The following is a 22,694-nucleotide window of genomic DNA, read 5'->3' as shown; positions in this document are numbered from 1 at the left end:
GTAATTTTTTACAACGTCTATTACTCATGAATCCATGACATAGGTGGTTGGGTGTTTTATCGTTTTAGCGGCACACGTAGTCCAAAGCGCCAACAATGGCGGCGACTTGTGCGTCATTACACTCTTGCGCTGTGACTTTTGGGCTATCTGGGTACACTTCGGTGGTGGTGCCGAAGTAGCAATTTGTGATGCCACCGCATAACCCTAACGCTTTCATGGAGTAGTTAATTACTCCCTCTTGAGTGATGGGAGAGCCGATGATCTCGCCTTTACTATCGGCTGGTGCAATGTGCGTGACTTTACGTACCGATTCAATAATGGCTGCTTGGAATTCTGGCTGCGGATTTTCCGTATCGCCGACAGTATAAAACCCATCGGGAATCGTATCGGCTTCATATCTAATCCCATCGCGCGCTGCTAGTGCAGGGCGAAACTCGCTTTCATCACTGTCTGTAGTTTCATGCAAATCAATATGCACCAGCACGTCACCTAAGCTTGCGACCCAGCGTATTAAGCTTGCCGACTCTTCGGCTGGGCTATTGGCGTAAAATGAGCGATTAGGGTCAAGCGCTGATGGGTTCCAACGATTGATCGTTTCATAGCCCCAAGGGCTTACGCACGGGGCAACGGCAATGTTGAAATGAGATTGATACTGCTGTGCTTGAGTCGCTAAAAACTGCAACGCGCCGTGCACTCCGCTGGTTTCGTAACCGTGTACGCCACCTGTGATCAACACCGTTGGTTTGTCAGGGTTCCATGAGCGACTTTTTAAGGCAAATAATGGGTAGCGATCTTTGTCTATTGATAGTGCACCGTATTGCTCTATCTCAAAATCCGTTGCCAAAGCGTTAATTTTCGGCACGACTTCTTGCTGATATTCTCGTTTAATCGTCGTTTGCGCGAGCCACGCTTCGCGTTCTGCTGCTTGCCAAGGTGTGCCTGGCGTACCGATAGGATAAGTATAAACAGAGTACATGAGGGTTCCTTTCTGACTAGTTGCCCACAGAGTAAGAGGTGTGAGTGTCAAGAGCAATCAAAAATACCAAGCTGGATTTACCAGAGCCCGTTAACAGGGTTCATTACCTCAACCTGTTTTTGGGCAATGCAGGTTTGTTAGAGCAAGGAAATAGTCCAACTCTGGCCTGATAACTGAGGTAAATCATTGGCTAAACCGAACGGTCACATCTAAACTGCAACCAGACTAATGCAATTGAGTGAGAACACGATTGGAGAATAGTTTCCCCCTTTCTGAACTAATGATTTCGCTAACGACCGCCTTAGACATGACGGAAGGCCAACCACCGGAGCACTGCATTCGTTGTTGCTGGGTTGGTATGCATATTGGCATGCAATTAGAGCTCGATCAGGCTGAGCTGCATGATCTGTTTTTTACCTTGCTATTGAAAGATGCGGGCTGCAGTAGCAACGCCGCGCGAATTTGCGAGTTGTATGCCACTGATGATCTCGCTTTCAAACGGCGTTATAAAACCGTCGGAACCAGTCTATCGAGTGTTATTAACTTTATCGTCAAAAATACCGGTTCAGAGCAGAGCTGGGCAGAACGTATTTTAACTACCATCGACATTTTGAAAAATGGTAATGATTATGCACAAGAGCTTATTCAAACTCGTTGTACTCGTGGGGCTGATGTGGCGCGAGAGTTGCGATTTAGCGAAGTCGTCGCGCATGGGATCCACTCACTGGATGAACATTGGAATGGTCAAGGGCGTCCTCAACAGCTAAAAGGTGAAGCTATCCCCCTTTTCTCGCGGATTGCGTTATTAGCTCAAGTATTTGATGTTTTTCAAATGGAACATGATTTGGACGAAGCAATACGCGAGGTTACAGAGCGTAGTGGTGGATGGTTTGACCCACAACTGGTTGAGATTATTGAACAGTTGGTGGATAACCCGCACTTTGTGGCCAGCCTCAAAGCCTCTGATATCAGCCAACGAGTGATGCATTTACCACCGGCACAAGCGCATCAGCCTTTGGATGAAGCGTATTTAGACTGTATCGTCACGGCATTTGGCAAAATTGTTGATGCAAAAAGCCCCTATACCGCAGGGCACAGTGAACGAGTGGCTGTGTATACTGATTTAATCGCACGACAATTAGCCATTTCGGAAACTGATCGATCTTGGTTGAGACGCGCGGCATTACTGCACGACATTGGTAAGTTAGGGGTCAGTAATGCCATTTTAGATAAACTCGGTAAGTTAGACGATATGGAGTGGAAAGCCGTTCAGGCACATGCCGCGTTTACTGAACAAATCTTGCAGAAATTATCGCCCTTTAAGACGTTGGCACGTATGGCAGGGGCACATCATGAGAAACTCGATGGTACTGGCTATCCGCGTGGTGCAAACGGTGATGAGATCAGCGTGATGACTCGAATCATCACGACGGCCGATATTTTTGATGCTCTCAGCGCGGAACGCCCTTATCGCTCCGCGATGCCAATTGATAAAGCACTTTTGATCATGCAAGAGAATCTACATACTGCCATTGATCCTGACTGCTTCGCCGCGTTACAGAGCGCTCTGGCTCAATTGCCAGCCGAATATACTCAGTCACTGAGCTAGTGTTCTTTACTGCTTTGCTACTTGAAGCATCAGCGCTGTTGGTGGGATTCTCATCGCTGTGTTTCCCTTCATCAGCGCTTGGTGTTACATTTTGTCACGCTTTGAATAATAAAAATGAATAAGAGAGAATTTGCATGGCAGGCGCGAGCTTACTTACCCTTCTTGATGATATTGCAACCGTGCTCGATGATGTGGCGTTGATGTCAAAAATGGCCGCGAAAAAAACGGCAGGCGTATTGGGGGATGACTTGGCGCTCAATGCTCAGCAGGTGTCTGGTGTTGCCGCTGAACGAGAGATCCCAGTGGTGTGGGCAGTGGCTAAAGGCTCATTTCGCAACAAATTAATTTTGGTTCCCGCTGCCTTGCTGATGAGCTCATTAGCCCCTTGGCTGATAATGCCGCTCTTGTTAGTCGGTGGACTTTTTCTCTGCTTTGAAGGGGCAGAAAAAATCTTAGAAAAAGTGTTTCATACCAACCATCACAGCACCGCTGACGCGGATGAGCGCATGCTCACTGACGTATCGATTGATGACTATGAAAAACGTAAAGTCGCTGGGGCGATTCGGACCGATTTTATTTTATCGGCCGAGATCATCGTGATTGCGTTGGGGACAGTGCAAGGCCATAGCATGGTGACACAAATTTTGGTGGTGAGTTTGATTGCAGTGGTCATGACCATCGGTGTTTATGGTTTGGTGGCAGGCATTGTGAAATTGGACGATTTAGGTTTCTACCTAGAGCGCACTTCAGATGGCGCAGGGCTGCGTGCTCGCTTTGGTAAAAGGTTGATCAGTTTCGCGCCTAAGCTCATGAAAGCATTAACTGTAGTGGGTACCGCCGCGATGTTTTTAGTGGGCGGTGGCATTGTGGTGCACAACGTCCCTTTTATTCACCACGTGCTTGAACCTGTGATTGCAGCCGTTGCTGAACTCTCTTTATTAGCAGTAGTGATGCCAACCTTGCTTAATGGTTTCGTTGGCTTACTCGCCGGGCTGGCTGTGGTTGCAGTGTGGGGGATGGTGAGTAAATTGAAACCGTCCCATTAATTTTTTTTATGGTGATGATAATCATATTGAATGGTGATTTGCCCGCAGACGAATAGACTAGCGCTTTTCATTTTTGGCAGTTCCCATTATGCAGTGTGCGTTTTTTGATCAACAGCTGTGCCGTTCTTGTACTCATTGCGCGGTTTCTTATTCAGAGCAGGTGAAGCGCAAAGATTTGGCACTAAAAGCGCTGTTTTCAACGCAGATGCCACAGCAGTGGCTAGAACCTGTCATAAGTGAAGAGACGGGTTTTCGTAACAAAGCGAAAATGGTGGCTCTTGGTGCGGCTCATGCACCGATTTTGGGTGTTGAATCCATGGTTGATGGGCTATCAACGCCCGTGTCGTTAGTACAATGTGCTCTCTACCCACAAGAGACACAAGCGCTATTAACTTATCTACAAGATTGGATCCGTAGCTCGGGCATTCCTCCCTATAATAAAGCCAAGAAGAAAGGCGAACTCAAATACATATTGCTCACACGCAGCGAATATTCAGGTGAGTTTATGCTGCGTTTCGTATTGAGAAGCCGCGAAGCTTTAGGCCGAGTTGAGCAAAACCTCGCGCGGCTTCAGGCGCAGTTTCCAACCATTCGCGTCGTCTCAGTTAACCTTCAACCCATCCACATGGCGCGCCTAGAAGGTGAAGAAGAGATTTTTTTAACCGAGTGTGAGTATTTGATTGAGCAGTTTAATCAGGTGCCTATGGTTATCCGCCCGAAAAGTTTTTTCCAAACCAACCCGCATGTAGCGAAGCAGTTGTACGCGGCGGCGCGTGATTGGGTGAGAGAGATAAACCCAAGTCACATGTGGGATCTGTTTTGTGGCGTGGGCGGTTTTGCCCTACATTGTGCCAGTCCAACTACGACAGTCACAGGCATTGAAATTGAACCAGAAGCGATCGCCAGTGCTAAACGCTCTGCCAAGACGATGGGCATTACCAATTTAGACTTTGCTGCGCTGGATTCTGCCCAATTCTCACAGGCTCAATCAATCGCGCCTGAGCTGGTGCTAGTCAACCCTCCGCGTCGTGGTTTAGGAGCTGAATTAGTTGAGCGATTGGTGGCTTTATCACCCAAACACATCATTTACTCAAGCTGTAACCCGCAAACGCTAATCACTGATATGCAAGGTATGTTGGGCTACTTACCCAAAAAACTGCAATGGTTTGATATGTTTCCACATACCGATCATAGCGAAGTGATGGTGCTGTTAGAGCGTCAGCCTAAGCCGAGATAAGCGCTGTGTGGTGCAAAAATGATAAAGAGAGGGAAGCCGCGGCTTCCCTTTTTGATGCATTAATGGGTTATTTTACTGCCCACGCGACCGTTTCACCGGCGCGGATCGGCACCACAATATCTGAGCCAAATGGCATACTTTCAGCAACTGGCCACTCTTCTTTGACCAAAGTAACGGTGTCGTTATTACGGGGTAGGCCGTAAAAATCAGGGCCATTGTGACTGGCAAACGCTTCAAGGTTGCCAATTTTACCAACTTGCTCAAACACCTCTGCGTATAACTCCAAGGCTGCGTGCGCTGTGTACGATCCAGCGCAGCCGCAAGCGGCTTCTTTTTTGCCTTTGGCATGAGGCGCAGAATCAGTACCCAAGAAAAATTTCTTATTGCCCGATGTCGCTGCCTGAATCAGCGCAAGCTGGTGCGTGTTGCGCTTAAGGATTGGCAAACAGTAAAAATGAGGGCGAATACCACCAGCAAGCATGTGATTACGGTTATACAGTAGATGATGCGCCGTGATCGTTGCCGCTACATTCTGGTTCGCATTTTGTACAAACTCGGCAGCATCGGCGGTGGTGATGTGTTCTAACACTATTTTCAGATTTGGGAAATCATTAACAATAGGAGCAAGCACTGTATCGAGGAAGGCTTTTTCTCGGTCAAAAATATCCACATCGTGAGCGGTTACTTCGCCATGAATCAGCAGCAGCATACCAACGTCTTGCATCGCTTCCAATACAGGGTAAATATTTTGAGCGCAGGTTACGCCAGAATCTGAATTGGTGGTCGCCCCAGCCGGATAAAGTTTGGCTGCCACGACAGCGCCAGAAGCTTTGGCTTTGCGGATCTCATCAGGTGCTGTGTTATCGGTGAGATAAAGCGCCATGAGTGGCTTGAAAGAATCACGTGGTTTTTGCGCCATGATGCGCTGTTGGTACGCTAATGCTAATTCTGTGGTGGTGATCGGCGGGACCGTATTGGGCATGATCAGTGCGCGGCCGTTGTAGCGACTGATGTCTCGTACTGTATCGGCCAACACATCACCATCACGTAAGTGAACATGCCAGTCGTCTGGACGAGTAATCGTTAATGTTTTCATTGGTTGCTCCCACCGGAAAATAAATTGATTGGAGCTTAAACGGGCTTCGCTTTTAATGTGCGCGCAATCGCTTACGTTTAAGCGACAGGATGATAGAGGAAACAGGGGTGAATTTCATCCTTTTATTTTCCATAGGGTTAGCCAGCTTTGGCGATTTCCATTATCATCGCGTTATAAAAATACCTTCAAAAAAGCATAAGGATAGGCCATGTCGTCAGCTCAACTCTCACAAATTAACGTCTACCCAGTCAAATCGATAGGTGGCCTCTCGCAGTCCACCGCTTGGGTTGAAAAACAGGGGCTGGCTTTTGATCGACGCTTTATGATCGCGTTAGCTGATGGTTCAATGGTCACTGCACGTAAGTATCCAAATATGGTTAAGGTGAATTCAATACTGGTTGCGGATGGTTTGATCTTCACGGCGGTGAACCAATCTCCATTAAAACTGCGTTATGCAGATTTCAAAATGCAACCTTCTCCAGCGCAAGTGTGGGACGATAACTTTACCGCTTACACCACAACCGATGAAGCGGATGATTGGTTTAGCCAAGTGTTAGGCCAGCGTGTTGAGTTGCTGTTTACCGGAGAGCAATCAAACCGAATGCGTGAAAAAGTGGGTCACAATGTCAGTTTTGCTGATGGCTATCCAGTGCTGGTCATCAGCCAAGCTTCACTTGATGAACTTAATCGCCGCAGCCCTGAAGTGCACAGCATGGATCAATTTCGTACCAATCTAGTGGTACGAACCGATGAGCCTTTCGCTGAAGATAGCTGGAAGCGGATCCGAATTGGTGAGGTAGAATTTGAAGCGGTAAAACCTTGCGAACGCTGTATTCTCACTACTGTTGATGTGAATAAAGGGGCTTTTCGTCCAACCAAAGAGCCGCTAAGAACCTTGTCACAATTTCGTGCTAACGAAAGAGGTGGGGTGTTTTTTGGGCAAAATTTAGTCGCAAAAAATGAGGGGATGATTCGAGTTGGCGACAGCGTTGAGGTGCTTGAGTACAAAGAGAAAGAGTTTTATCGAGATTTGGGCATGAGTCACCATGTGATGACTTGTGTTGAGCGTGAAGCGATTGCGCGTGATTTTGTCACGTTCTGGCTAGAGCCGAAAAAGGGTGAGATGCCAAATTATCAACCTGGGCAGCACCTACCAATCGAAGTTGTGATCGATGGCGAGAACGTGGCGCGCCGCTACACTTTGTCATCTAGCCCATCGCGCCCGGGTCGGTTAGCGATTTCAGTCAAACGTATTGATGGCGGTAGAGTTTCTAACTGGTTGCTTGATCACTTGCAGGTAGGAAGTACATTGACCACGCAATCACCGGATGGCTCGTTTCATCTGTCGACTCAGCACCAACAACCGTTGTTACTGTTGTCGGCTGGAAGTGGCGTGACGCCTATGTTATCGATGTTGCGCTATCTTGCCGATAATCAACAAATTCAAGATGTGGTCTTTTATCATCAATGCCGCAGCGTTGAGGATATTCCTTGCCGTGTTGAACTTGAAGCGCTTAAGCAGCGACATTCGGGGTTGAAAGTCTTCATTTCGCTTACTCAAGCTCCCATCGATTGGTTGGGGCTGAAAGGTCGGCTCTCTTTATCCCATCTTAAGCAAATCCAACATGTGACTGCTCGCCAAGTGTTTGTGTGTGGGCCTGATGGTTTTATGCAGAAAGCAAAAAGCTTATTGTTGAAAAAAGGGCTTGCGGAAGAATCTTACCACCAAGAAGCGTTTGGTGTGGCGCACACTGTCGCAGCTGAGCTGAAAACGTTACAACTGAGCGTCAATGGCCAGGTATTTGAGGGTAATAACCAAACGACCTTATTAGATCAAGCCGAAGCCGCTGGCATTGCGATTGCCAACAGTTGCCGAGCAGGGTTTTGTGGCGCGTGCAAGGTGACTGTGCAGTCGGGCAAAGTGCATCAACCTGACGTGCCAGCACTGCCTGAGCATGAACGTCATCTTGGTTTCGCTTTAGCGTGTTGTTGTATTCCTGAAACCGATATTGAGGTTGTAAACTAGTTTTCGCCTCACGCTGTTGCACTACAGTGACTTTGTCCAATAAAAATGCCTCTTGGGTCAGTGTTGACCGCAAGAGGCGTGACGTTGCTAGTGATTTTTATTCGAAACCGTTTCAGTCTCTTGAAAGTGACTCTCTTAAAGCTAGTTGGCAAAATGCAGAAATACCAATTATTCGTTTTTATATAGTTAAATTAGTTTAAATTTGTGATGAAAATTCCATATTTTTTTTGTTTGTTTTCCATCCAATCTTGCCTGTGTTTGATGTTTTTTTAGAATAACTGTCGAATAAATGAGCGCTTGAACGTTTGCGTAAAAATATGTGATGAAACTCTCATTTTGTTCGCTATACTTTCCGCCCGGTTATGAGCCGGTGCTCAACCCATACAAGCCGTCACACGGAAATGTGAATGACCCCAAGGACTGGACCAGCTAAGTTCCTCTGCTTGTATAAGGTGATCTTAGATGAACAATATGTTCGCATACCCCTCTTTTTGTCATGCTTTTGTTGTGCAAAAGGACAATGATTCCTCCTTTGCCAAGTTTTTTGGTTCTACCCTTATTTCCAAATTTCAAACTAGGTAAATACAATGAATATTCTTTTTGGCCTCGTCGGCATTTTAGCGCTGCTCGCTTGCGCCTACCTGCTCTCTGAAAATCGATCTTTCATCAATTGGAAAACCGTATCACGTGCTTTATTGCTGCAAGTTGGTTTTGCCGCGCTGGTGCTCTACTTCCCATGGGGACAAAGCGCACTAGCCAGCATCAGTGGCGGTGTGTCTAGTTTGCTAGGTTTCGCCGATGCAGGAATCCGCTTTCTATTCGGTGATTTAGCCGATTCCGGATTTATTTTTGCTGTTCGTGTTCTGCCTATCATCATTTTCTTCAGCGCTCTTATCTCTGCCCTTTATTACCTTGGTATCATGCAAAAAGTCATCGAGTTTATCGGTGGTGGTATTCAAAAATTTTTAGGTACGAGCAAAGCAGAATCTCTGGTTGCTACGGGTAACATTTTCCTTTCACAAGGCGAATCACCACTGCTTGTGCGTCCCTTTTTGTCGCGCATGACACGTTCAGAACTGTTTGCCGTCATGGCCGGAGGTATGGCCTCTGTCGCAGGTAGCGTGTTGGGTGGCTATGTCGGTCTAGGTGTTGAGCTTAAATACCTTATAGCAGCCAGTTTTATGGCGGCCCCCGGTAGTTTGATGATGGCAAAAATCATCGTACCAGAGCGCGATGTTCCACTTGATCAAACCAATATTGAGATGGATAAAGCGCAAGAAAGTAATGTGATTGACGCACTGGCGAGCGGGGCGATGAATGGCATGAAAGTGGCGGTGGCCGTCGGTACAATGCTGGTTGCATTTGTGAGCGTGATTGCGATGGTTAACACTGGGCTTGAAAGTTTCGGTGAGTTATTGGGTTTGAACGGCATTACCTTACAACTGCTGTTCGGTTATCTATTTTCACCACTAGCTTGGTTGATTGGTGTACCAAGCCATGAAGTCTTGATGGCGGGCTCTTACATTGGGCAAAAAGTGGTGATGAACGAATTTGTGGCTTTCATTGATTTTGTTGACCACAAAGCGCTGTTGTCGGAACACACCCAAGTTATTATTACTTTTGCTCTGTGCGGCTTTGCCAATATTGGTTCTATCGCGATCCAATTAGGCTCTATCGGAGTTATCGCTCCTGAACGCCGTGCAGAAGTCGCGAATTTAGGTATTAAAGCGGTGATTGCAGGTACGCTAGCTAACTTAATGAGTGCATGTCTAGCGGGCATTTTCATTCTGCTTTAAACGCACTGTTTGCTTCTCTCAATGCTCACTGCGGTGGGCATTTTTGATCCCTTTTTTGAATGATTGACACCTCAGTAATTGCTGAAAAGCTGATTTATAGCAAATTCCGTTTCTGATGAGCGCGTAGTATAGCTTGCAATTAACTGCGTATCCCAACATAGGCGATACGCTGACATGCTAACTTATTGAGTGCTTGCTATGGAAAATCTTGTTGAACGCTTTTTGCGTTATGTCTCTTTTGATACTCAATCTCACTCCGCCAGCCGCCGTTGCCCGAGTTCAGTAGGGCAAATGACGTTTGCCCATACACTGCATGAAGAATTAATCGCATTAGGCTTAACCGATGCTACGGTTGATGAACACGGCTATGTTATGGCGAAGTTGCAATCGAATGTTGATTACCCTGTTTCTGCGATTGGTTTTATTGCACATATGGATACCGCGCCAGACGCGTCAGGCAAACACGTTAAGCCGCAAATTGTGGAGAATTATCAAGGTGGAGACATTGCTTTAGGTAAAGGAGATGAGGTGCTCTCACCTATTCAATACCCGGATTTGCATCAACTGCATGGTTACAATCTGATCACGACTGACGGCACCACACTGCTTGGTGCCGATAATAAGGCAGGCATCGCTGAAATTATGACGGCCATTGAGAGGTTAATTGCCGACCCAAGCATCGCACATGGTGATATTTGTATCGGTTTCACTCCCGATGAAGAGATCGGCCGGGGCGCGGACTTATTTGATGTGGAGAAGTTTGGCGCACAGTGGGCTTATACCATTGATGGTGGCCCGGTGGGTGAGTTGGAGTATGAGAATTTCAATGCGGCGAGCGCTGATGTTATTTGCTATGGCGTGAATGTTCACCCTGGGACCGCGAAAGATAAAATGGTGAATGCCATCAACATCGCCGCACAATTTCAGCTTATGATGCCAGCCGATCAAACCCCAGAGACCACGCAGGGCTATCAAGGTTTTTACCATTTAAAATCCGCAGAGATGAGTGTGGCTCGCTCAACCTTGGGTTACATTATTAGAGACTTTGAACGAGAAGGCTTGGAAGCTCGTAAAGCGTTTATGCAGCAGCAAGTGGACCAGTTAAATGCCCGTCTTGAGAAAGGACGAGTTGAGTTGGTTGTGACGGACAGCTATTTCAATATGAAAGAGATGGTCGAGCCTCATCCACAAGTCATTGAACTGGCTAAACAAGCCATGATTGCTTGTGATGTTGAACCGCTGATCAAACCTATTCGAGGTGGTACGGATGGTGCGAGGCTCTCATTCATGGGCCTGCCATGCCCTAATATTTTCACTGGCGGTTATAATTTCCATGGTATTCATGAGTTCATTACCATTGAAGGGATGGAACAAGCGGTAAACGTGATTGTAAAACTGGCTGAAAAGACAGCGTTGGCGAACCAACACTGATAACAAACCTTTCCTTTCGCCAATCTAAAGGGGAGTTTCTCTTCCAAAGCTATGACAGGGCGCATAATAATTGCGCCTTATGCCGACGTTAACTATTCACTCAGTTACAATACCTTTCGAAAATTCTAACACAATCTCAATCAACTGCTCTCTAGTCGCTGTAGATGTGTTGCTGCTCATTATGCATAAAAATAAAAGAAGGGGATTGATATGGAGAAAGTGGTCGCAGTGTGGGACTTTCTTATCACTCATAAATTGGTGTTTAGTATTTTAATCATGACGTTGATTATTTTGACACGGCGAGTTGTGCTTTCTCAAATTCGTGGCGATGTTGCACTGATTACCGAAAAGCAGCGTAAATGGATGTCACGCACCAAGAATGGCACCTTTGCGTTTACTTTGGTCATCCTCTTCGTATTGTGGCAATCAGAGATCAACGAATTTGCACTGTCAGTGACTGCGATAGCGGTCGCCATTGTAGTCGCATCAAAAGAGATCATCTTGTGTTTTACGGGCTCAATTCAGCGAGCGAGCTCTCGCTCATTTCGTATCGGGGATTGGATTGAAGTCGGAAAACTGAGCGGTGAAGTGATCGAACACAACTTGATGGCAACCGTGATCCAAGAAATCGACTTGAATCATGGTCAATACCACTACACTGGAAAAACTGCGACCTTGCCAAACAGTATGTTCTTCTCGTTTCCGGTAAAAAACCTTAATTTTATGAAGCGTTATGTGTTTCATAACTTTTCGATAGTAGTGCCTGAATTTGTAAATTTGTACCCTTTATTGCCGATTATGCATGAAAAGATTGAGAGCCACTTTGCCCACTTTATTGATGTTGCAAGGCGCTATAACAGCATGATTGAAAAACATGCGGGTGTAGATTTGCCCAGTGCTGAGCCGCACATTCAGATCAGCAGCGCAGCCGCAGGAGAACAGATCGTGCATTTCATGATTTTTTGCCCAACAGAGCGGGCCAACCATTTAGAGCAACTGATCCGCCAAGACTTTATGCAAGCATATGAAAACGCATTTCCACGTGCTTTAGTTGCAACAGAAGTGTTGCCGAGTGAAGTGGGTAGCTAACTGCCGAATAATGAGCGCTCACACAGTATGGTGAGCGTCTTACCTGCAATTACTGTTTGGGTGAGAAAAGATATATTAGTGATGAAAGTGAGATTAACGCTCAATTGCGTGTGTTTTTTTCACCGAAATCCCCAAGCGTTTTGAAAGCCGAGTGAGATTCGCGCGATCCACTTGCAATAATCTTCCCGCTTTTGCCCAATTGAAATCGGATTGGGTCAATGCTTCACTGATCAATTTACGCTGATATTCATCCGTTGCTTCTCGCAGCCCACGTTGCCACACCTTCGCTGTGACCTCTTTGTCGCTCAACGTACTTTGCGTGTTAACCAGAGGTAGGCTGAAATCTAACTCACCTATGTCGTAGCTGTTGACGGTGATCAACGCTTGTAAGCCTTGTCTGGCTCGTGCTTTCAGCGCTGCGCGGTTGATCACGTGTTCTAATTCGCGAACATTACCGGGCCATGAGTAGTTGAGTAACCCAGCCAGTGCGTTGGGATCGATTTTGAGCTGTGTGATACCGAGCTTGCGACGCGCTTGCTCTAAAAAATAACCTGCCAACAAGGTAACGTCACCATTTCGCTCTCTTAGCGGAGGGATATGAACAGGGTATACGCTGAGTCGATGGTAAAGATCGGCTCGGAATCTTCCCGCTTCCACCTCTTGCTTTAAATCTCGATTTGTCGCTGCCAATATCCGTACATCAATAGTTTGGACATGATCTTGTCCTACGGGCTGAATTTCATTGTTCTGCAATGCACGTAAAATCTTGCTTTGGGCAGCCAATGGCAGTTCACCGATTTCATCGAGAAATAAGGTTCCACCGTCGGCTAATGCAAACTTGCCTAAGCGATGTCGTTCTGCTCCAGTAAAAGCTCCTTTGACGTGGCCAAATAGTTCACTTTCGACCAAGTTTTCTGGAATTGCGGCGCAGTTGACATAAATAAGGGGTTGGCGTTTACGCGCTGATAGTTGGTGCAGTGTTCGTGCGACCAGCTCTTTACCGACACCCGTTTCACCATGGATTAAAATGTTGAAATTAGAAGGGGCAACCACTTCCAAATCGGCTTTCATGGCCAGCATCGATGCACTTGAACCGATGATCTCTCCACCTTCTCTGTCCCATGCTTCTTCATTCAGCTCTTCTAAGCGTTGCTGTGATTGTTTGGCTTGTGCTTCAAGTTGAGAAAAGGTCAGTGCCATTTTCAAGGTAGAGGCCGCGATTGCCGACAACGCTTCTAGGCTGCGTTTGGGAATATGCTCAAACATGTTGGGATTAAGGCTATCAAGCGTCAATATACCGAGCAGTTTGTCACCAAACAAAAGGGGCAGGCCCATACAAGAGTGCATGGGAAGGTCGCCATCATGATCCATTAATAAACCATCGAAAGGATCGGGTAGTGATGAATTCGCATCGAAAATAACCGGCCCATCAGCGTGGCAAATCTCACTAAAGCGCGGATGTTCATCAATTAAAAAGCGTCGGCCTAAGGTATCGCGAGTCAAACCTTGCATCGCAAGGGGGATTAACAAATCACCTTGGCGTGAAAGCAGCATCACACAGTCGCATTGAATGGTTTTACGAATCGCATCAAGCAGGCGATTGAATCTATCTTGATCATTCAAACCACTTGCGAGTCCTATGGTCATTTCAATCAAGGTAGAGATGGAAAAATCTTGCATGGTAAGCACTCAGGTGATGTTTTTAGATATTGTAGTGTCATTATGACATTTTTTGAAGTGTTATTTTGACCTGATTATTTAATGATTTTTTATTTAAAAATCAATAGATTAATGTTGGTATGCTTTGTGCTATACAAGCTTCAGTATCAGAGCGAATCTAATTCGCCATTTATAAAATCTGAGGAGAAAGCTCAATATGCTCAATAATCAACACATCGCCATTGTCAAAAGTACCATTCCTTTGCTTGAATCTGCCGGGTCAGCGCTTACGGCTCATTTCTATCAGAGAATGTTTACTCACAATCCTGAGCTAAAAGATATTTTTAATATGACCCATCAACATACTGGCCGTCAGGGCGTTGCACTGTTTGAGGCGATTGCCGCGTATGCGAAAAATATTGAAAATCTCGCCGCATTAACCAGTGCAGTAGAACGTATTGCCCAAAAGCACACTAGCTTTAACATTCAGCCAGAGCACTATCAAATCGTCGGTCATCACCTTATTGAAACGTTGCGAGAGCTTGCTGCCGATGCCTTTACTCCTGACGTTGAAGCAGCATGGACGGCGGCTTATCTCTTTTTAGCGCAAGTCTTTATTGATAGAGAAGGGGAGTTGTATTTACAGCGTAAGCAGGCGATCGGTGGTTGGGAGAATGCGCGTGAGTTTGTGTTGCAAGATAAAGTGAAAGAGTCTGAATTCGTCACTAGCTTTATCTTTGAGCCTGCTGATGGCAAAGCAGTATTAGATTATCAGGTTGGTCAGTATATTGGGATTGAACTTAAGCCGGAAGGTGCGTCATACAGTGAAATTCGTCAATATTCCTTGTCACAAAAACCCAATGGAAAAAACTACCGCATTTCTGTGAAGCGTGAAGGCGTGGATACTGAACATCCTGGGACAGTCTCTAACTATTTACATGATTACGTTGAAAAAGGCAGTCGAGTGAAACTTTATGCGCCAGCGGGTGATTTTTTCTATGTTGAGAAGCTCGCTCCCGTTGTACTTATCTCTGCAGGTGTCGGGGCAACACCAATGCAAGCCATACTTCAACAGCTTGCGTCAGTAGGAAAAAAAGAGGTGACGTATCTGCATGCTTGCAACAATTTATCACAACACTCCTTTATTGATGAAACCGCGACATTAATGGCGGTGCATCCATCATGGCAGCAAGTGGTCTGGTATCTGGAAAGTGAGCAAACACCAGCCAAGCAAGGTTCTATGATCTTGCATGAAGTTTGCGAGCAACTGCCGCTAACACAGGGGGATTTTTATATCTGTGGCCCCGTTGGTTTTATGCAGTTCATTGTTGAACAGCTTGAATTGCTTGGCGTAGCAAGAGAGCGTATCCATTACGAAGTCTTTGGTCCACACGCCTATTTATAAAGTATAAAGCTCTATCTCTAAGGGCCTATACCCTTCCCATTTAAAGCTGCTGCGGTGTTGGTTACGTTCGCTTACCCCAATCACATAGTTTATCTATGCTCATGGGGATGAGCTCACTTGCCGTCTACCTGCAACTTCAAGTTGTTTGGGTATAGATACTGAAAAGTGAGCTGGGAATTAATGCTCACTTTTTATTTGTAGTGCTTGCCAAGTAATTTCATCGGAATGGCTATCGCTATCAATAAAGATAGAAGACCCACTAATCATCACTGAAATATCCATACCTCGGTTCAAGGAAGTAGAGAGTTTTTCAATCGCTGCAGCATCAAAGCGAAATAGATCGACATTGAGGTGAGAGAACTTTCCCTTGTTCTGCTCCCACCAAACCTGTGATTTCGTGTTAAAGCTGTAGACTTTCACCTGTTTTGCAAGCCGTGTGGCTTTTTTAATGCGATCAGCATCGGGTTCTCCGACTTCAATCCAGAGCTGAATTTGGTCATCTAATGATTTTAGCCAGAGATCAGGTTCTTCAATGGAAGAAAGTCCTCTAGTAAATGTTAGCTCGGGTGAAGCATTAAGACAAAACGCCAAAATGCGCGCCATCATTCGTTCGTTGCTTTCTGAAGGATGCTGAGCAATGGTGAGATTTAAAGAGTCATAATGATCGCGATTAGTATCCGTCAGCGCAATACGGAACTTATAGATTGTCGGTTTAAGAGCCATTGGAAGAATGCCAAGAGGTAAAAACGAAAATAGCCAGCAAATTGCTGGCTATTAGAATACTTAGTAAAAATTATACTAGGCGGATGTTTTCAGCTTGAGGGCCTTTTTGACCTTGAGCTACTTCAAACTCTACCTTTTGACCTTCAGCAAGAGTACGGAAACCGTCACCTTTAATTTGGCTGAAGTGTGCGAATACGTCTGGACCGTTTTCTTGTTGAATGAAACCGAAACCTTTAGTTTCGTTGAACCATTTTACTGTACCAGTAACTGTGTTAGCCATTTTTATACCCAAAATCAAAAAAATTTTACAGCCGAATACGGCGCGGATAGCGTGGAAAAGTAGATTGCTATTGCGTACGACACGACGGGGGAGTTACAAGTAATCCAACGAGACGTATGTGTATACAAAGAACTGCTTTCTAGCTAGTGCAAAGTCTAGTTCAAACTTTTATCTTGTCAATCATAACTCGATAAAACTCGAAAAACTTTCTTAAAATTGTTAGGTTTTATGCTCTATGTTGCATTTTCTTATGATGAGGCTTGAAATTAACATTACTATTCTATTACCCATTGACATAGTTGAAGTTTTAGCCAGAGTTAGTGGTCAGATGAGTTCGCTGGTTGAAGCCGCTTATTACTGGCCAACGTTCATTGAGTGAGGAGAAGGGTTAGGTTTACTTTCCTATTTAATGGCTCTCTTTTTTGGCTGAATGACTCTCCTCAAAACTGAGGCAATTTTTCCCTATCAAATAGCATCTTTAAGTTGTTTTGGCGACAACTCGGAACGTTGCGCTGTACGCATCACAAATTTGTACTTTCAATGAAATATTTACTCGGTTAAATAATTGTTACAATTAGTTCCATTTTGAAGTGTTTTTTTGGGTAATGCCTTGTCCCATCTAATTTTTGGGTTTTTTGTTGTTAACCACTGATTAACAATTATTTTATTCTAAGCCAATAAGGAAAAGTTGCTTATTTTTTGAACTTGAAATTCTTATTTAATGGAGGAAAATGTATGTAAACTGAGTTTTCGAAAATGAATGGATACTTTCTCATAAAAAGAGAGGTTTACAACATGAAACTAATACTGATTTTAATGGCGTCTGTCTCGGCGGGTGTGGCCTCTGCTGATCACTTTCATTCATTTTTGTTTGGGCTTTACATCGCGTCACTCGCAGTAGGCAGCTGTTACTGGTTTGCGTTTCGAAGTACTAAAGTGCCGGAGTTTGCCCTTTTTCTTCTCATCTGTGGGCTTCTTGCTAAATTGACAGTGACCATTATCGGTGTTGCGTGGGGAATATCGGCGCAATTGATCACATCGCCTTTTATCTTTGCTTTGTCGTATCTCTTCTTCTCTATTGTCGTGACATACCTCTGGTTCAGTTATCGAGATAAATTAACCTCTGCAATCTCTAAAACAACGGCGCATCACGCGTAGCGCACTTAATGCATAGCGTCTTTATGCGTAACTTACGCGCAAGATGATTAATGTGATAGTGAACTCAATTATTTCTGTTAATGCAAAAGGGCTTCCTCACTGGGCCCTTTTGGTGCTTTTGCACTTTAGACTTTTGTCCAAGAGTGGCGCTCATCTTTTCGATATACACTGTTGGCTATGATTATTTATCTCCTGAACAAGGAAGTACTATGGGCATTGGATTATTTTGGGCAGAGAAAGTTATCTTAATACTGGGCATCATTTTTATTCTGACGAGTATTGTGCGGTATGGTAAACGTAGCCATGACTGGAAAGGTGTCATCACGATGTTTTATCGTCGCATTCCCATGTCAATTGAGGAATATAAGTGGTACCGCTTGGGAGTGGTATTCATTGTTACCGCTATTGTGTTGCGGATTGCTGTACTGACCTTCTGGCCCTCACTATGAGGTTGAAATGAGCGAGCATTGTTGTTTGCTAACCGATGTTTCGCTTGAGTGTGTAGCCTTTTATAACCCCTAAAACTTTTTAATTAATTTTTTGCGCAACTCGCATCTACGCGAGGTTTAGGTATACACTCTATTTATCGAATTAATAAATAGAAGGTGATTACATGTCTTTCCCCGTACTCATCTGTGATGACTCTGCACTGGCTCGGAAGCAGATGGCTCGTTCACTTCCCGCCTCTCTAAACGCCGATATTACTTTCGCAGTCCATGGTTTAGATGGCATCAAAAATCTTGAAGAGCATGATTTTAAATTAATGTTCCTCGATTTAACTATGCCTGAACTGGACGGCTACGGAACGCTAGAAGAGATGCAACGCAGAGGGATGACAACGCCTGTTGTTGTTGTTTCTGGTGATATACAGCCGAAAGCGAAAGACCGAGTATTGGCGTTAGGGGCGCGTGCTTTTATTCAAAAGCCGATTGATAAGGACGTGTTAAATAGCGTACTACGAGAGTTAGTCGAACCGCCAACACAGCCTCGTATCGTTACGCCTATCTCTGTTGAACTACCTATCTTGAAACGTCGTGACATCTATATGGAAGTTGCGAACGTTTCGATTGGTCGAGCAGCTGATGCTCTGGCGCGACACTTTGATGTATTTGTTCATTTACCGCTACCAAACGTCAATATTTTTGAAGTGAGTGAGCTACATATGGCACTTCGTGACTTGGCGGAAAATGATCAAGTTTCTGGTGTATGTCAAGGCTTTAGCGGTGAAGGCATTGCAGGTGAAGCACTGGTGCTCTTGAGTGATTCCAGTGTTTCTGATCTGAAAAAATTAATGAAAGTGCCAGCAGACAGTGAAGAGCTTGAAGAATTAGAACTGTTAATGGATGTATCAAACATATTAGTTGGTTCTTTTCTGAATGGATTAGGTGAGCAATCGGAGGTGCGTTTTTTTCAAAGCTCTCCAGTATTGCTTGGGCAACACATCTCCATTGACTCTGTGATCAATTCAACCGCTGGATCATTTAAAAAAACGATGACGTTTGAAGTGAGCTACAACATTGATCAAACGACGATCCGCTGTGACTTGCTCTTTATGTTTGTCGATGAGTCTCTTCCGTTGCTAGACAGTAAATTAGCGTACTTGATGGAGGATTTTTAACGATGAATCTCCCTGCAGAATTTGAACAGTTCCACTGGATGGTGGATATGGTGCAGAATGTCGATATGGGGCTGATCGTGATTAATCGTGATTACGAAGTGCAAGTGTGGAATGGATTCATGACACATCACAGTGGTATTCAAGGGCACGATGCGATTGGTAAAACCATTTTTGAACTGTTTCCTGAAATCCCCCAAGAGTGGTTTAAGCTCAAAACTAAACCTGTGTATGACTTAGGTTGTCGTAGTTTTATTACTTGGCAGCAGCGCCCATATCTCTTCAAATGTCGTAATGTTCGCCCTGTCACTCAGCAAGCTGATTATATGTACCAAAGCATTACTTTAAACCCGATGCGAACCACGACGGGTAAAATTAATTCATTGTTTTTATCAATACAGGATGCTACATCTGAAGCGTTAGCCTCTTTACAAATACGTTCATAGAATCAGGGTGTTAATGATTTCGAAGCCTCCTTTTGGTGTTTCATCAAGGAGGCTTCATATTAGTGATGGGTTTAATTAATCAAGCGTTATAAGCTCATTTCCGCAACGTTGATTGTTTGCAAAGGAACGAATGTTATCCAAAGTTGTCTGAGCGATATTGTGTAGTGCATCTTCAGTCAAAAAGGCTTGATGTCCCGTAAATAGTACATTGTGGCAAGCCGATAGGCGTCTGAATACATCATCGACAATCACATCATTCGACTTATCTTGAAAGAAAAGATCCTTTTCATTGTCGTAAACATCTAAACCAAGAGCGCCGATACGACCTTGTTTCAGTGCTTCAATTGCTGCAACTGAATCGAGTAATTCACCTCGGCTGGTGTTTACAATCATCACGCCATCTTTCATTTGGGAAAATGCGTGGCTGTTGAGTAAATGGTAGTTCTCTGGAGACATTGGGCAGTGAAGCGTAATCACATCACTTTGTTGGTAGATTTCCTCAAGGCTGCAGTAAGTTGCACCGAGTTCAATCGCCAGAGAGTTCTGATAAGGGTCGAAGCACAGTACCTTCATTCCCAACCCTTTCAAAATGCGCATTGTGGCAATACCAATTTTTCCTGTGCCAACAACTCCCGCGGTTTTACCGAAGAAGTTAAACCCGACCAACCCCTCTAATGAGAAGTTAGCGTCTCGGGTACGTTGGTACGCCTTGTGAAAGCGGCGATTCAAACACATCATCATTCCTACCGTGTGCTCTGCCACCGATTCTGGTGAATATGCGGGCACTCGCACCACTTGAATACCCAGCTCTTTTGCGGCATCGAGATCGACTTTATCAAATCCAGCACAGCGCATTGCGATAAGCCTCGTCCCATTTTCATACAATTGGCTCAATACTGGGCGACTTAAGTCGTCATTCACAAAGGCACACACCACAGTGCATCCTTGGGCCATTTTAGCTGTGGCTGGGGTGAGTCGAAAATCGTGAAAGTGCAGCGAGAAGATCTTTGTATCACTGACCTCTGAGAAAGAACTCGCGTCATAAGATTTTGCGCTGAAAAATGCAATGTTGATCATGTTCTCTTCCTAATTAGACTTATAATTTTCACTATAAATACGCCTAATATCACAGAAAATAAACCACAAAATAACTATGTCTTTGGGATGGTAGGAGTTGCGGGGGGATGTCACTAAAATCGAAAACGGACGGATTAATGATAAACATTCACCACAATCTGTAAAAATCGCCGATAGAAATGTCTGAGTCACATCTTCTGTGAGTGTGATTTTTATCACATTTTCGGCGCAATGCTGAACAAGGTAACGTTTGCTTATTGTATGAAAGCTTTCGCTAAAATGATGCGTTCTTTAATAACGTATTGAAAAATAAAAATTTATACGATGAGTATTTGAGAGAGATGAACTTGAGAAGTGTCGGATATGAAAGTTTCGAGATAGTACCACAAAAAAAATGCAAATATCAGACTTGCCGATAAGAAATCCGGGCCTATAATGCTGAAAACCGGAGCGTCTGCCAACGCTCCGGTTTTTTTGTGTCCAAAATGTACTGACGTCTGCCAACGAAGGTACTACGCACTCTGCAAAAGAGACACAAATGGTCAATTAATCAAGGAATTACATAATGCGTATCGAACAAGAACTTAAGTTAGGTTTTAAAGATGTCCTGTTTCGCCCTAAGCGTTCAACACTAAAAAGCCGTTCTCAAGTAAATTTAACCCGCGATTTTACATTCAAGCATAGTGGGCGTCAATGGTCCGGCGTGCCTGTTATTGCGGCGAATATGGACTCGGTAGGCAGTTTTGCTATGGCGAAGTCACTTGCTGAACATGATGTAATGACAGCGGTTCATAAACATTACTCAGTAGCTGATTGGGCTGAGTTTGTTAAAAACGCCGATACATCAACACTTAAGCATGTGATGGTTTCTACTGGTACATCTGATGCTGATTTTCAAAAAACCAAAGACATCATGGCGCTTAGTGACGATCTGATTTTCATCTGTATTGATATTGCTAACGGCTACTCTGAGCACTTGGTTGATTACGTACAACGCGTGCGTGCACAATTTCCAGATAAAGTGATCTCGGCAGGTAACGTTGTCACCGGTGACATGTGTGAAGAGCTCATCCTTGCGGGTGCGGATATCGTAAAAGTTGGTATCGGCCCTGGTTCGGTTTGTACCACGCGCGTGAAAACAGGTGTTGGTTATCCTCAGCTTTCAGCCATTATTGAATGTGCCGATGCGGCGCACGGATTAGGCGGGTGTATCATTGGTGATGGTGGCTGCACATGCGCAGGTGACGTTTCTAAAGCCTTTGGTGGTGGCGCTGATTTTGTCATGCTTGGTGGCATGCTTGCAGGCCATGAAGAATCTGGCGGCGAAGTGTTTGAAAAAGATGGCGTGAGCTACATGAAGTTTTACGGCATGTCGTCACAGTCTGCAATGGCGAAGCACTCTGGCGGCGTTGCAAAATACCGCGCAGCGGAAGGCAAAACCGTATTGCTACCTTTCCGTGGCAGCGTTCACGACACCATCTCTGACATTCTTGGTGGTGTGCGTTCAACTTGTACTTATGTCGGTGCAGCTAAGTTAAAAGAGTTAACTAAGCGCACCACATTTATCCGCGTACAAGAGCAAGAAAATAACGTGTTTGGCCGCGAGTAAATCAATAGTTTTAACAACCATAATTAATCAGAGCCGCTTTTGCGGCTCTGATTAATTATGCCCCTCACTACGAAGAGTGTATCGCGCTGTTAAAAAGAAAATAATTGCCTAGCAAGAAAAAAGCCGCCAAAAATAGGCGGCTAAAAGTGTGCAAGCAAAGGTGTTGTTTAAGTCGAACCTGTCTTTCGCTACAAACAATAGACTGAAAAGGTGAGGTGCTCAACCCTGTCGTTCATGAAATGAGATGTGAAACAAGGTGAATATGTAATTATTGCATGTATAACTTGCATGGGTTCATTAGATATTCAGCTAGAACCACTTGGGGTCCCTGAGGTCAAGGCTTGGCGAGTGTAGGTAGTAAACGGTTTATAATAGATTATGCGGTTTTAAAATGTCAGCCAGCACTGAAATGGTTT

General features: G+C 44.8%; 19 protein-coding genes. 13 read left to right on the top strand and 6 right to left on the bottom strand.

The window, feature by feature from the left end; genetic code table 11:
* Positions 1-64: 64 nt before the first annotated feature.
* Complete coding sequence (locus tag AACR75_RS08355; RefSeq protein WP_052190310.1) at positions 65-976, bottom strand: M14 family metallopeptidase; 912 nt, start codon at positions 974-976, stop codon at positions 65-67.
* 280 nt (positions 977-1,256) lie between these two features.
* Here AACR75_RS08355 and AACR75_RS08350 point away from each other — a divergent pair, with 280 nt between their 5' ends.
* From AACR75_RS08350 to rlmC, 3 genes are all read left to right on the top strand, one after another.
* Entirely contained in the window at positions 1,257-2,585 is a 1,329-nt protein-coding gene (locus tag AACR75_RS08350; protein ID WP_156117080.1) for an HD-GYP domain-containing protein, read from the top strand.
* A gap of 134 nt (positions 2,586-2,719) precedes the next feature.
* Positions 2,720-3,631, top strand: a complete 912-nt coding sequence (locus tag AACR75_RS08345) for a DUF808 domain-containing protein (RefSeq protein WP_047687741.1) — start codon at positions 2,720-2,722, stop codon at positions 3,629-3,631.
* A gap of 88 nt (positions 3,632-3,719) precedes the next feature.
* A complete protein-coding gene (gene rlmC / locus AACR75_RS08340) occupies positions 3,720-4,868 on the top strand; it encodes a 23S rRNA (uracil(747)-C(5))-methyltransferase RlmC (protein ID WP_047687740.1) in 1,149 nt (382 codons plus the stop codon).
* A gap of 67 nt (positions 4,869-4,935) precedes the next feature.
* On the opposite strand, the gene pyrC is transcribed toward rlmC, so the two are convergent.
* Positions 4,936-5,964, bottom strand: coding sequence for a dihydroorotase (pyrC, locus tag AACR75_RS08335; RefSeq protein WP_047687739.1), 1,029 nt, complete (start codon positions 5,962-5,964; stop codon positions 4,936-4,938).
* Positions 5,965-6,172: 208 nt separating this feature from the next.
* Here pyrC and AACR75_RS08330 point away from each other — a divergent pair, with 208 nt between their 5' ends.
* From AACR75_RS08330 to AACR75_RS08315, 4 genes are all read left to right on the top strand, one after another.
* Positions 6,173-7,990, top strand: a complete 1,818-nt coding sequence (locus AACR75_RS08330) for a hybrid-cluster NAD(P)-dependent oxidoreductase (protein WP_047687738.1) — start codon at positions 6,173-6,175, stop codon at positions 7,988-7,990.
* Between the two features lie 587 nt (positions 7,991-8,577).
* Positions 8,578-9,786, top strand: a complete 1,209-nt coding sequence (locus AACR75_RS08325; protein ID WP_047687737.1) for a NupC/NupG family nucleoside CNT transporter — start codon at positions 8,578-8,580, stop codon at positions 9,784-9,786.
* Positions 9,787-9,984: 198 nt separating this feature from the next.
* Positions 9,985-11,217 (top strand): peptidase T, encoded by a 1,233-nt coding sequence (gene pepT, locus AACR75_RS08320; RefSeq protein WP_047687735.1) that lies wholly within the window; start codon positions 9,985-9,987, stop codon positions 11,215-11,217.
* A gap of 210 nt (positions 11,218-11,427) precedes the next feature.
* The gene (locus AACR75_RS08315; RefSeq protein ID WP_017047149.1) at positions 11,428-12,306 is read left to right on the top strand and encodes a mechanosensitive ion channel family protein; all 879 of its coding nucleotides are present in this window, start codon (positions 11,428-11,430) and stop codon (positions 12,304-12,306) included.
* Between the two features lie 93 nt (positions 12,307-12,399).
* Here AACR75_RS08315 and norR read toward each other — a convergent pair whose 3' ends face one another.
* On the bottom strand, positions 12,400-13,986 hold the full coding sequence (gene norR / locus AACR75_RS08310) for a nitric oxide reductase transcriptional regulator NorR (protein WP_026027850.1): 1,587 nt from the start codon (positions 13,984-13,986) through the stop codon (positions 12,400-12,402).
* Positions 13,987-14,182: 196 nt separating this feature from the next.
* Between norR and hmpA the strand changes: the two genes are divergently transcribed.
* Positions 14,183-15,370 (top strand): NO-inducible flavohemoprotein, encoded by a 1,188-nt coding sequence (gene hmpA, locus AACR75_RS08305; protein ID WP_017046013.1) that lies wholly within the window; start codon positions 14,183-14,185, stop codon positions 15,368-15,370.
* Positions 15,371-15,547: 177 nt separating this feature from the next.
* Here the strand turns inward: hmpA and AACR75_RS08300 are convergent, their stop codons facing one another.
* Both AACR75_RS08300 and AACR75_RS08295 read right to left on the bottom strand, forming a co-directional pair.
* Positions 15,548-16,093 carry a YaeQ family protein gene (locus AACR75_RS08300; protein ID WP_013868041.1) on the bottom strand — a complete coding sequence of 182 codons (546 nt, stop codon included), beginning with the start codon at positions 16,091-16,093 and terminating at the stop codon, positions 15,548-15,550.
* Positions 16,094-16,163: 70 nt separating this feature from the next.
* Positions 16,164-16,373 (bottom strand): cold-shock protein, encoded by a 210-nt coding sequence (locus AACR75_RS08295; protein WP_010318975.1) that lies wholly within the window; start codon positions 16,371-16,373, stop codon positions 16,164-16,166.
* A gap of 795 nt (positions 16,374-17,168) precedes the next feature.
* Here AACR75_RS08295 and AACR75_RS08290 point away from each other — a divergent pair.
* The 4 genes from AACR75_RS08290 to AACR75_RS08275 all read left to right on the top strand — a co-directional run bounded on the left by AACR75_RS08290 (position 17,169) and on the right by AACR75_RS08275 (position 19,592).
* Positions 17,169-17,531 (top strand): hypothetical protein, encoded by a 363-nt coding sequence (locus tag AACR75_RS08290; protein WP_026028668.1) that lies wholly within the window; start codon positions 17,169-17,171, stop codon positions 17,529-17,531.
* Positions 17,532-17,740: 209 nt separating this feature from the next.
* Positions 17,741-17,980, top strand: coding sequence for a hypothetical protein (locus tag AACR75_RS08285; protein WP_017050321.1), 240 nt, complete (start codon positions 17,741-17,743; stop codon positions 17,978-17,980).
* Positions 17,981-18,144: 164 nt separating this feature from the next.
* Complete coding sequence (locus AACR75_RS08280) at positions 18,145-19,149, top strand: response regulator (protein ID WP_013868037.1); 1,005 nt, start codon at positions 18,145-18,147, stop codon at positions 19,147-19,149.
* Between the two features lie 2 nt (positions 19,150-19,151).
* Entirely contained in the window at positions 19,152-19,592 is a 441-nt protein-coding gene (locus tag AACR75_RS08275; protein ID WP_017047143.1) for a PAS domain-containing protein, read from the top strand.
* Positions 19,593-19,667: 75 nt separating this feature from the next.
* Here the strand turns inward: AACR75_RS08275 and AACR75_RS08270 are convergent, their stop codons facing one another.
* Positions 19,668-20,669 (bottom strand): 2-hydroxyacid dehydrogenase, encoded by a 1,002-nt coding sequence (locus tag AACR75_RS08270; RefSeq protein ID WP_017050322.1) that lies wholly within the window; start codon positions 20,667-20,669, stop codon positions 19,668-19,670.
* Positions 20,670-21,234: 565 nt separating this feature from the next.
* On the opposite strand from AACR75_RS08270, the gene AACR75_RS08265 reads away from it, so the two are divergent.
* Positions 21,235-22,278: a GMP reductase gene (locus AACR75_RS08265; protein ID WP_013868034.1), complete on the top strand. Its 1,044-nt coding sequence runs from the start codon at positions 21,235-21,237 to the stop codon at positions 22,276-22,278.
* Positions 22,279-22,694: the final 416 nt, after the last annotated feature.

The sequence above is a fragment of the Vibrio sp. ZOR0018 genome, from assembly GCF_963865925.1.
GTDB classification, from domain to species: domain Bacteria; phylum Pseudomonadota; class Gammaproteobacteria; order Enterobacterales; family Vibrionaceae; genus Vibrio; species Vibrio anguillarum.
The sequence above is the reverse complement of the archived record's forward strand: the minus strand, read 5'-3'. Positions and strand labels throughout refer to the sequence as shown.

Excerpts from the sequence above, each read along its gene's own strand:
- AACR75_RS08275 (WP_017047143.1), top strand. The coding sequence starts at position 19,152 with ATGAATCTCCCTGCAGAATTTGAACAGTTCCACTGGATGGTGGATATG.
- AACR75_RS08270 (WP_017050322.1), bottom strand. The coding sequence starts at position 20,669 with ATGATCAACATTGCATTTTTCAGCGCAAAATCTTATGACGCGAGTTCT.
- rlmC (WP_047687740.1), top strand. The coding sequence starts at position 3,720 with ATGCAGTGTGCGTTTTTTGATCAACAGCTGTGCCGTTCTTGTACTCAT.
- AACR75_RS08330 (WP_047687738.1), top strand. The coding sequence starts at position 6,173 with ATGTCGTCAGCTCAACTCTCACAAATTAACGTCTACCCAGTCAAATCG.
- pepT (WP_047687735.1), top strand. The coding sequence starts at position 9,985 with ATGGAAAATCTTGTTGAACGCTTTTTGCGTTATGTCTCTTTTGATACT.
- AACR75_RS08345 (WP_047687741.1), top strand. The coding sequence starts at position 2,720 with ATGGCAGGCGCGAGCTTACTTACCCTTCTTGATGATATTGCAACCGTG.
- AACR75_RS08325 (WP_047687737.1), top strand. The coding sequence starts at position 8,578 with ATGAATATTCTTTTTGGCCTCGTCGGCATTTTAGCGCTGCTCGCTTGC.
- AACR75_RS08280 (WP_013868037.1), top strand. The coding sequence starts at position 18,145 with ATGTCTTTCCCCGTACTCATCTGTGATGACTCTGCACTGGCTCGGAAG.
- AACR75_RS08350 (WP_156117080.1), top strand. The coding sequence starts at position 1,257 with ATGATTTCGCTAACGACCGCCTTAGACATGACGGAAGGCCAACCACCG.
- pyrC (WP_047687739.1), bottom strand. The coding sequence starts at position 5,964 with ATGAAAACATTAACGATTACTCGTCCAGACGACTGGCATGTTCACTTA.
- AACR75_RS08285 (WP_017050321.1), top strand. The coding sequence starts at position 17,741 with ATGGGCATTGGATTATTTTGGGCAGAGAAAGTTATCTTAATACTGGGC.
- AACR75_RS08300 (WP_013868041.1), bottom strand. The coding sequence starts at position 16,093 with ATGGCTCTTAAACCGACAATCTATAAGTTCCGTATTGCGCTGACGGAT.
- AACR75_RS08290 (WP_026028668.1), top strand. The coding sequence starts at position 17,169 with ATGAAACTAATACTGATTTTAATGGCGTCTGTCTCGGCGGGTGTGGCC.
- AACR75_RS08295 (WP_010318975.1), bottom strand. The coding sequence starts at position 16,373 with ATGGCTAACACAGTTACTGGTACAGTAAAATGGTTCAACGAAACTAAA.
- AACR75_RS08265 (WP_013868034.1), top strand. The coding sequence starts at position 21,235 with ATGCGTATCGAACAAGAACTTAAGTTAGGTTTTAAAGATGTCCTGTTT.
- hmpA (WP_017046013.1), top strand. The coding sequence starts at position 14,183 with ATGCTCAATAATCAACACATCGCCATTGTCAAAAGTACCATTCCTTTG.
- AACR75_RS08315 (WP_017047149.1), top strand. The coding sequence starts at position 11,428 with ATGGAGAAAGTGGTCGCAGTGTGGGACTTTCTTATCACTCATAAATTG.
- norR (WP_026027850.1), bottom strand. The coding sequence starts at position 13,986 with ATGCAAGATTTTTCCATCTCTACCTTGATTGAAATGACCATAGGACTC.
- AACR75_RS08355 (WP_052190310.1), bottom strand. The coding sequence starts at position 976 with ATGTACTCTGTTTATACTTATCCTATCGGTACGCCAGGCACACCTTGG.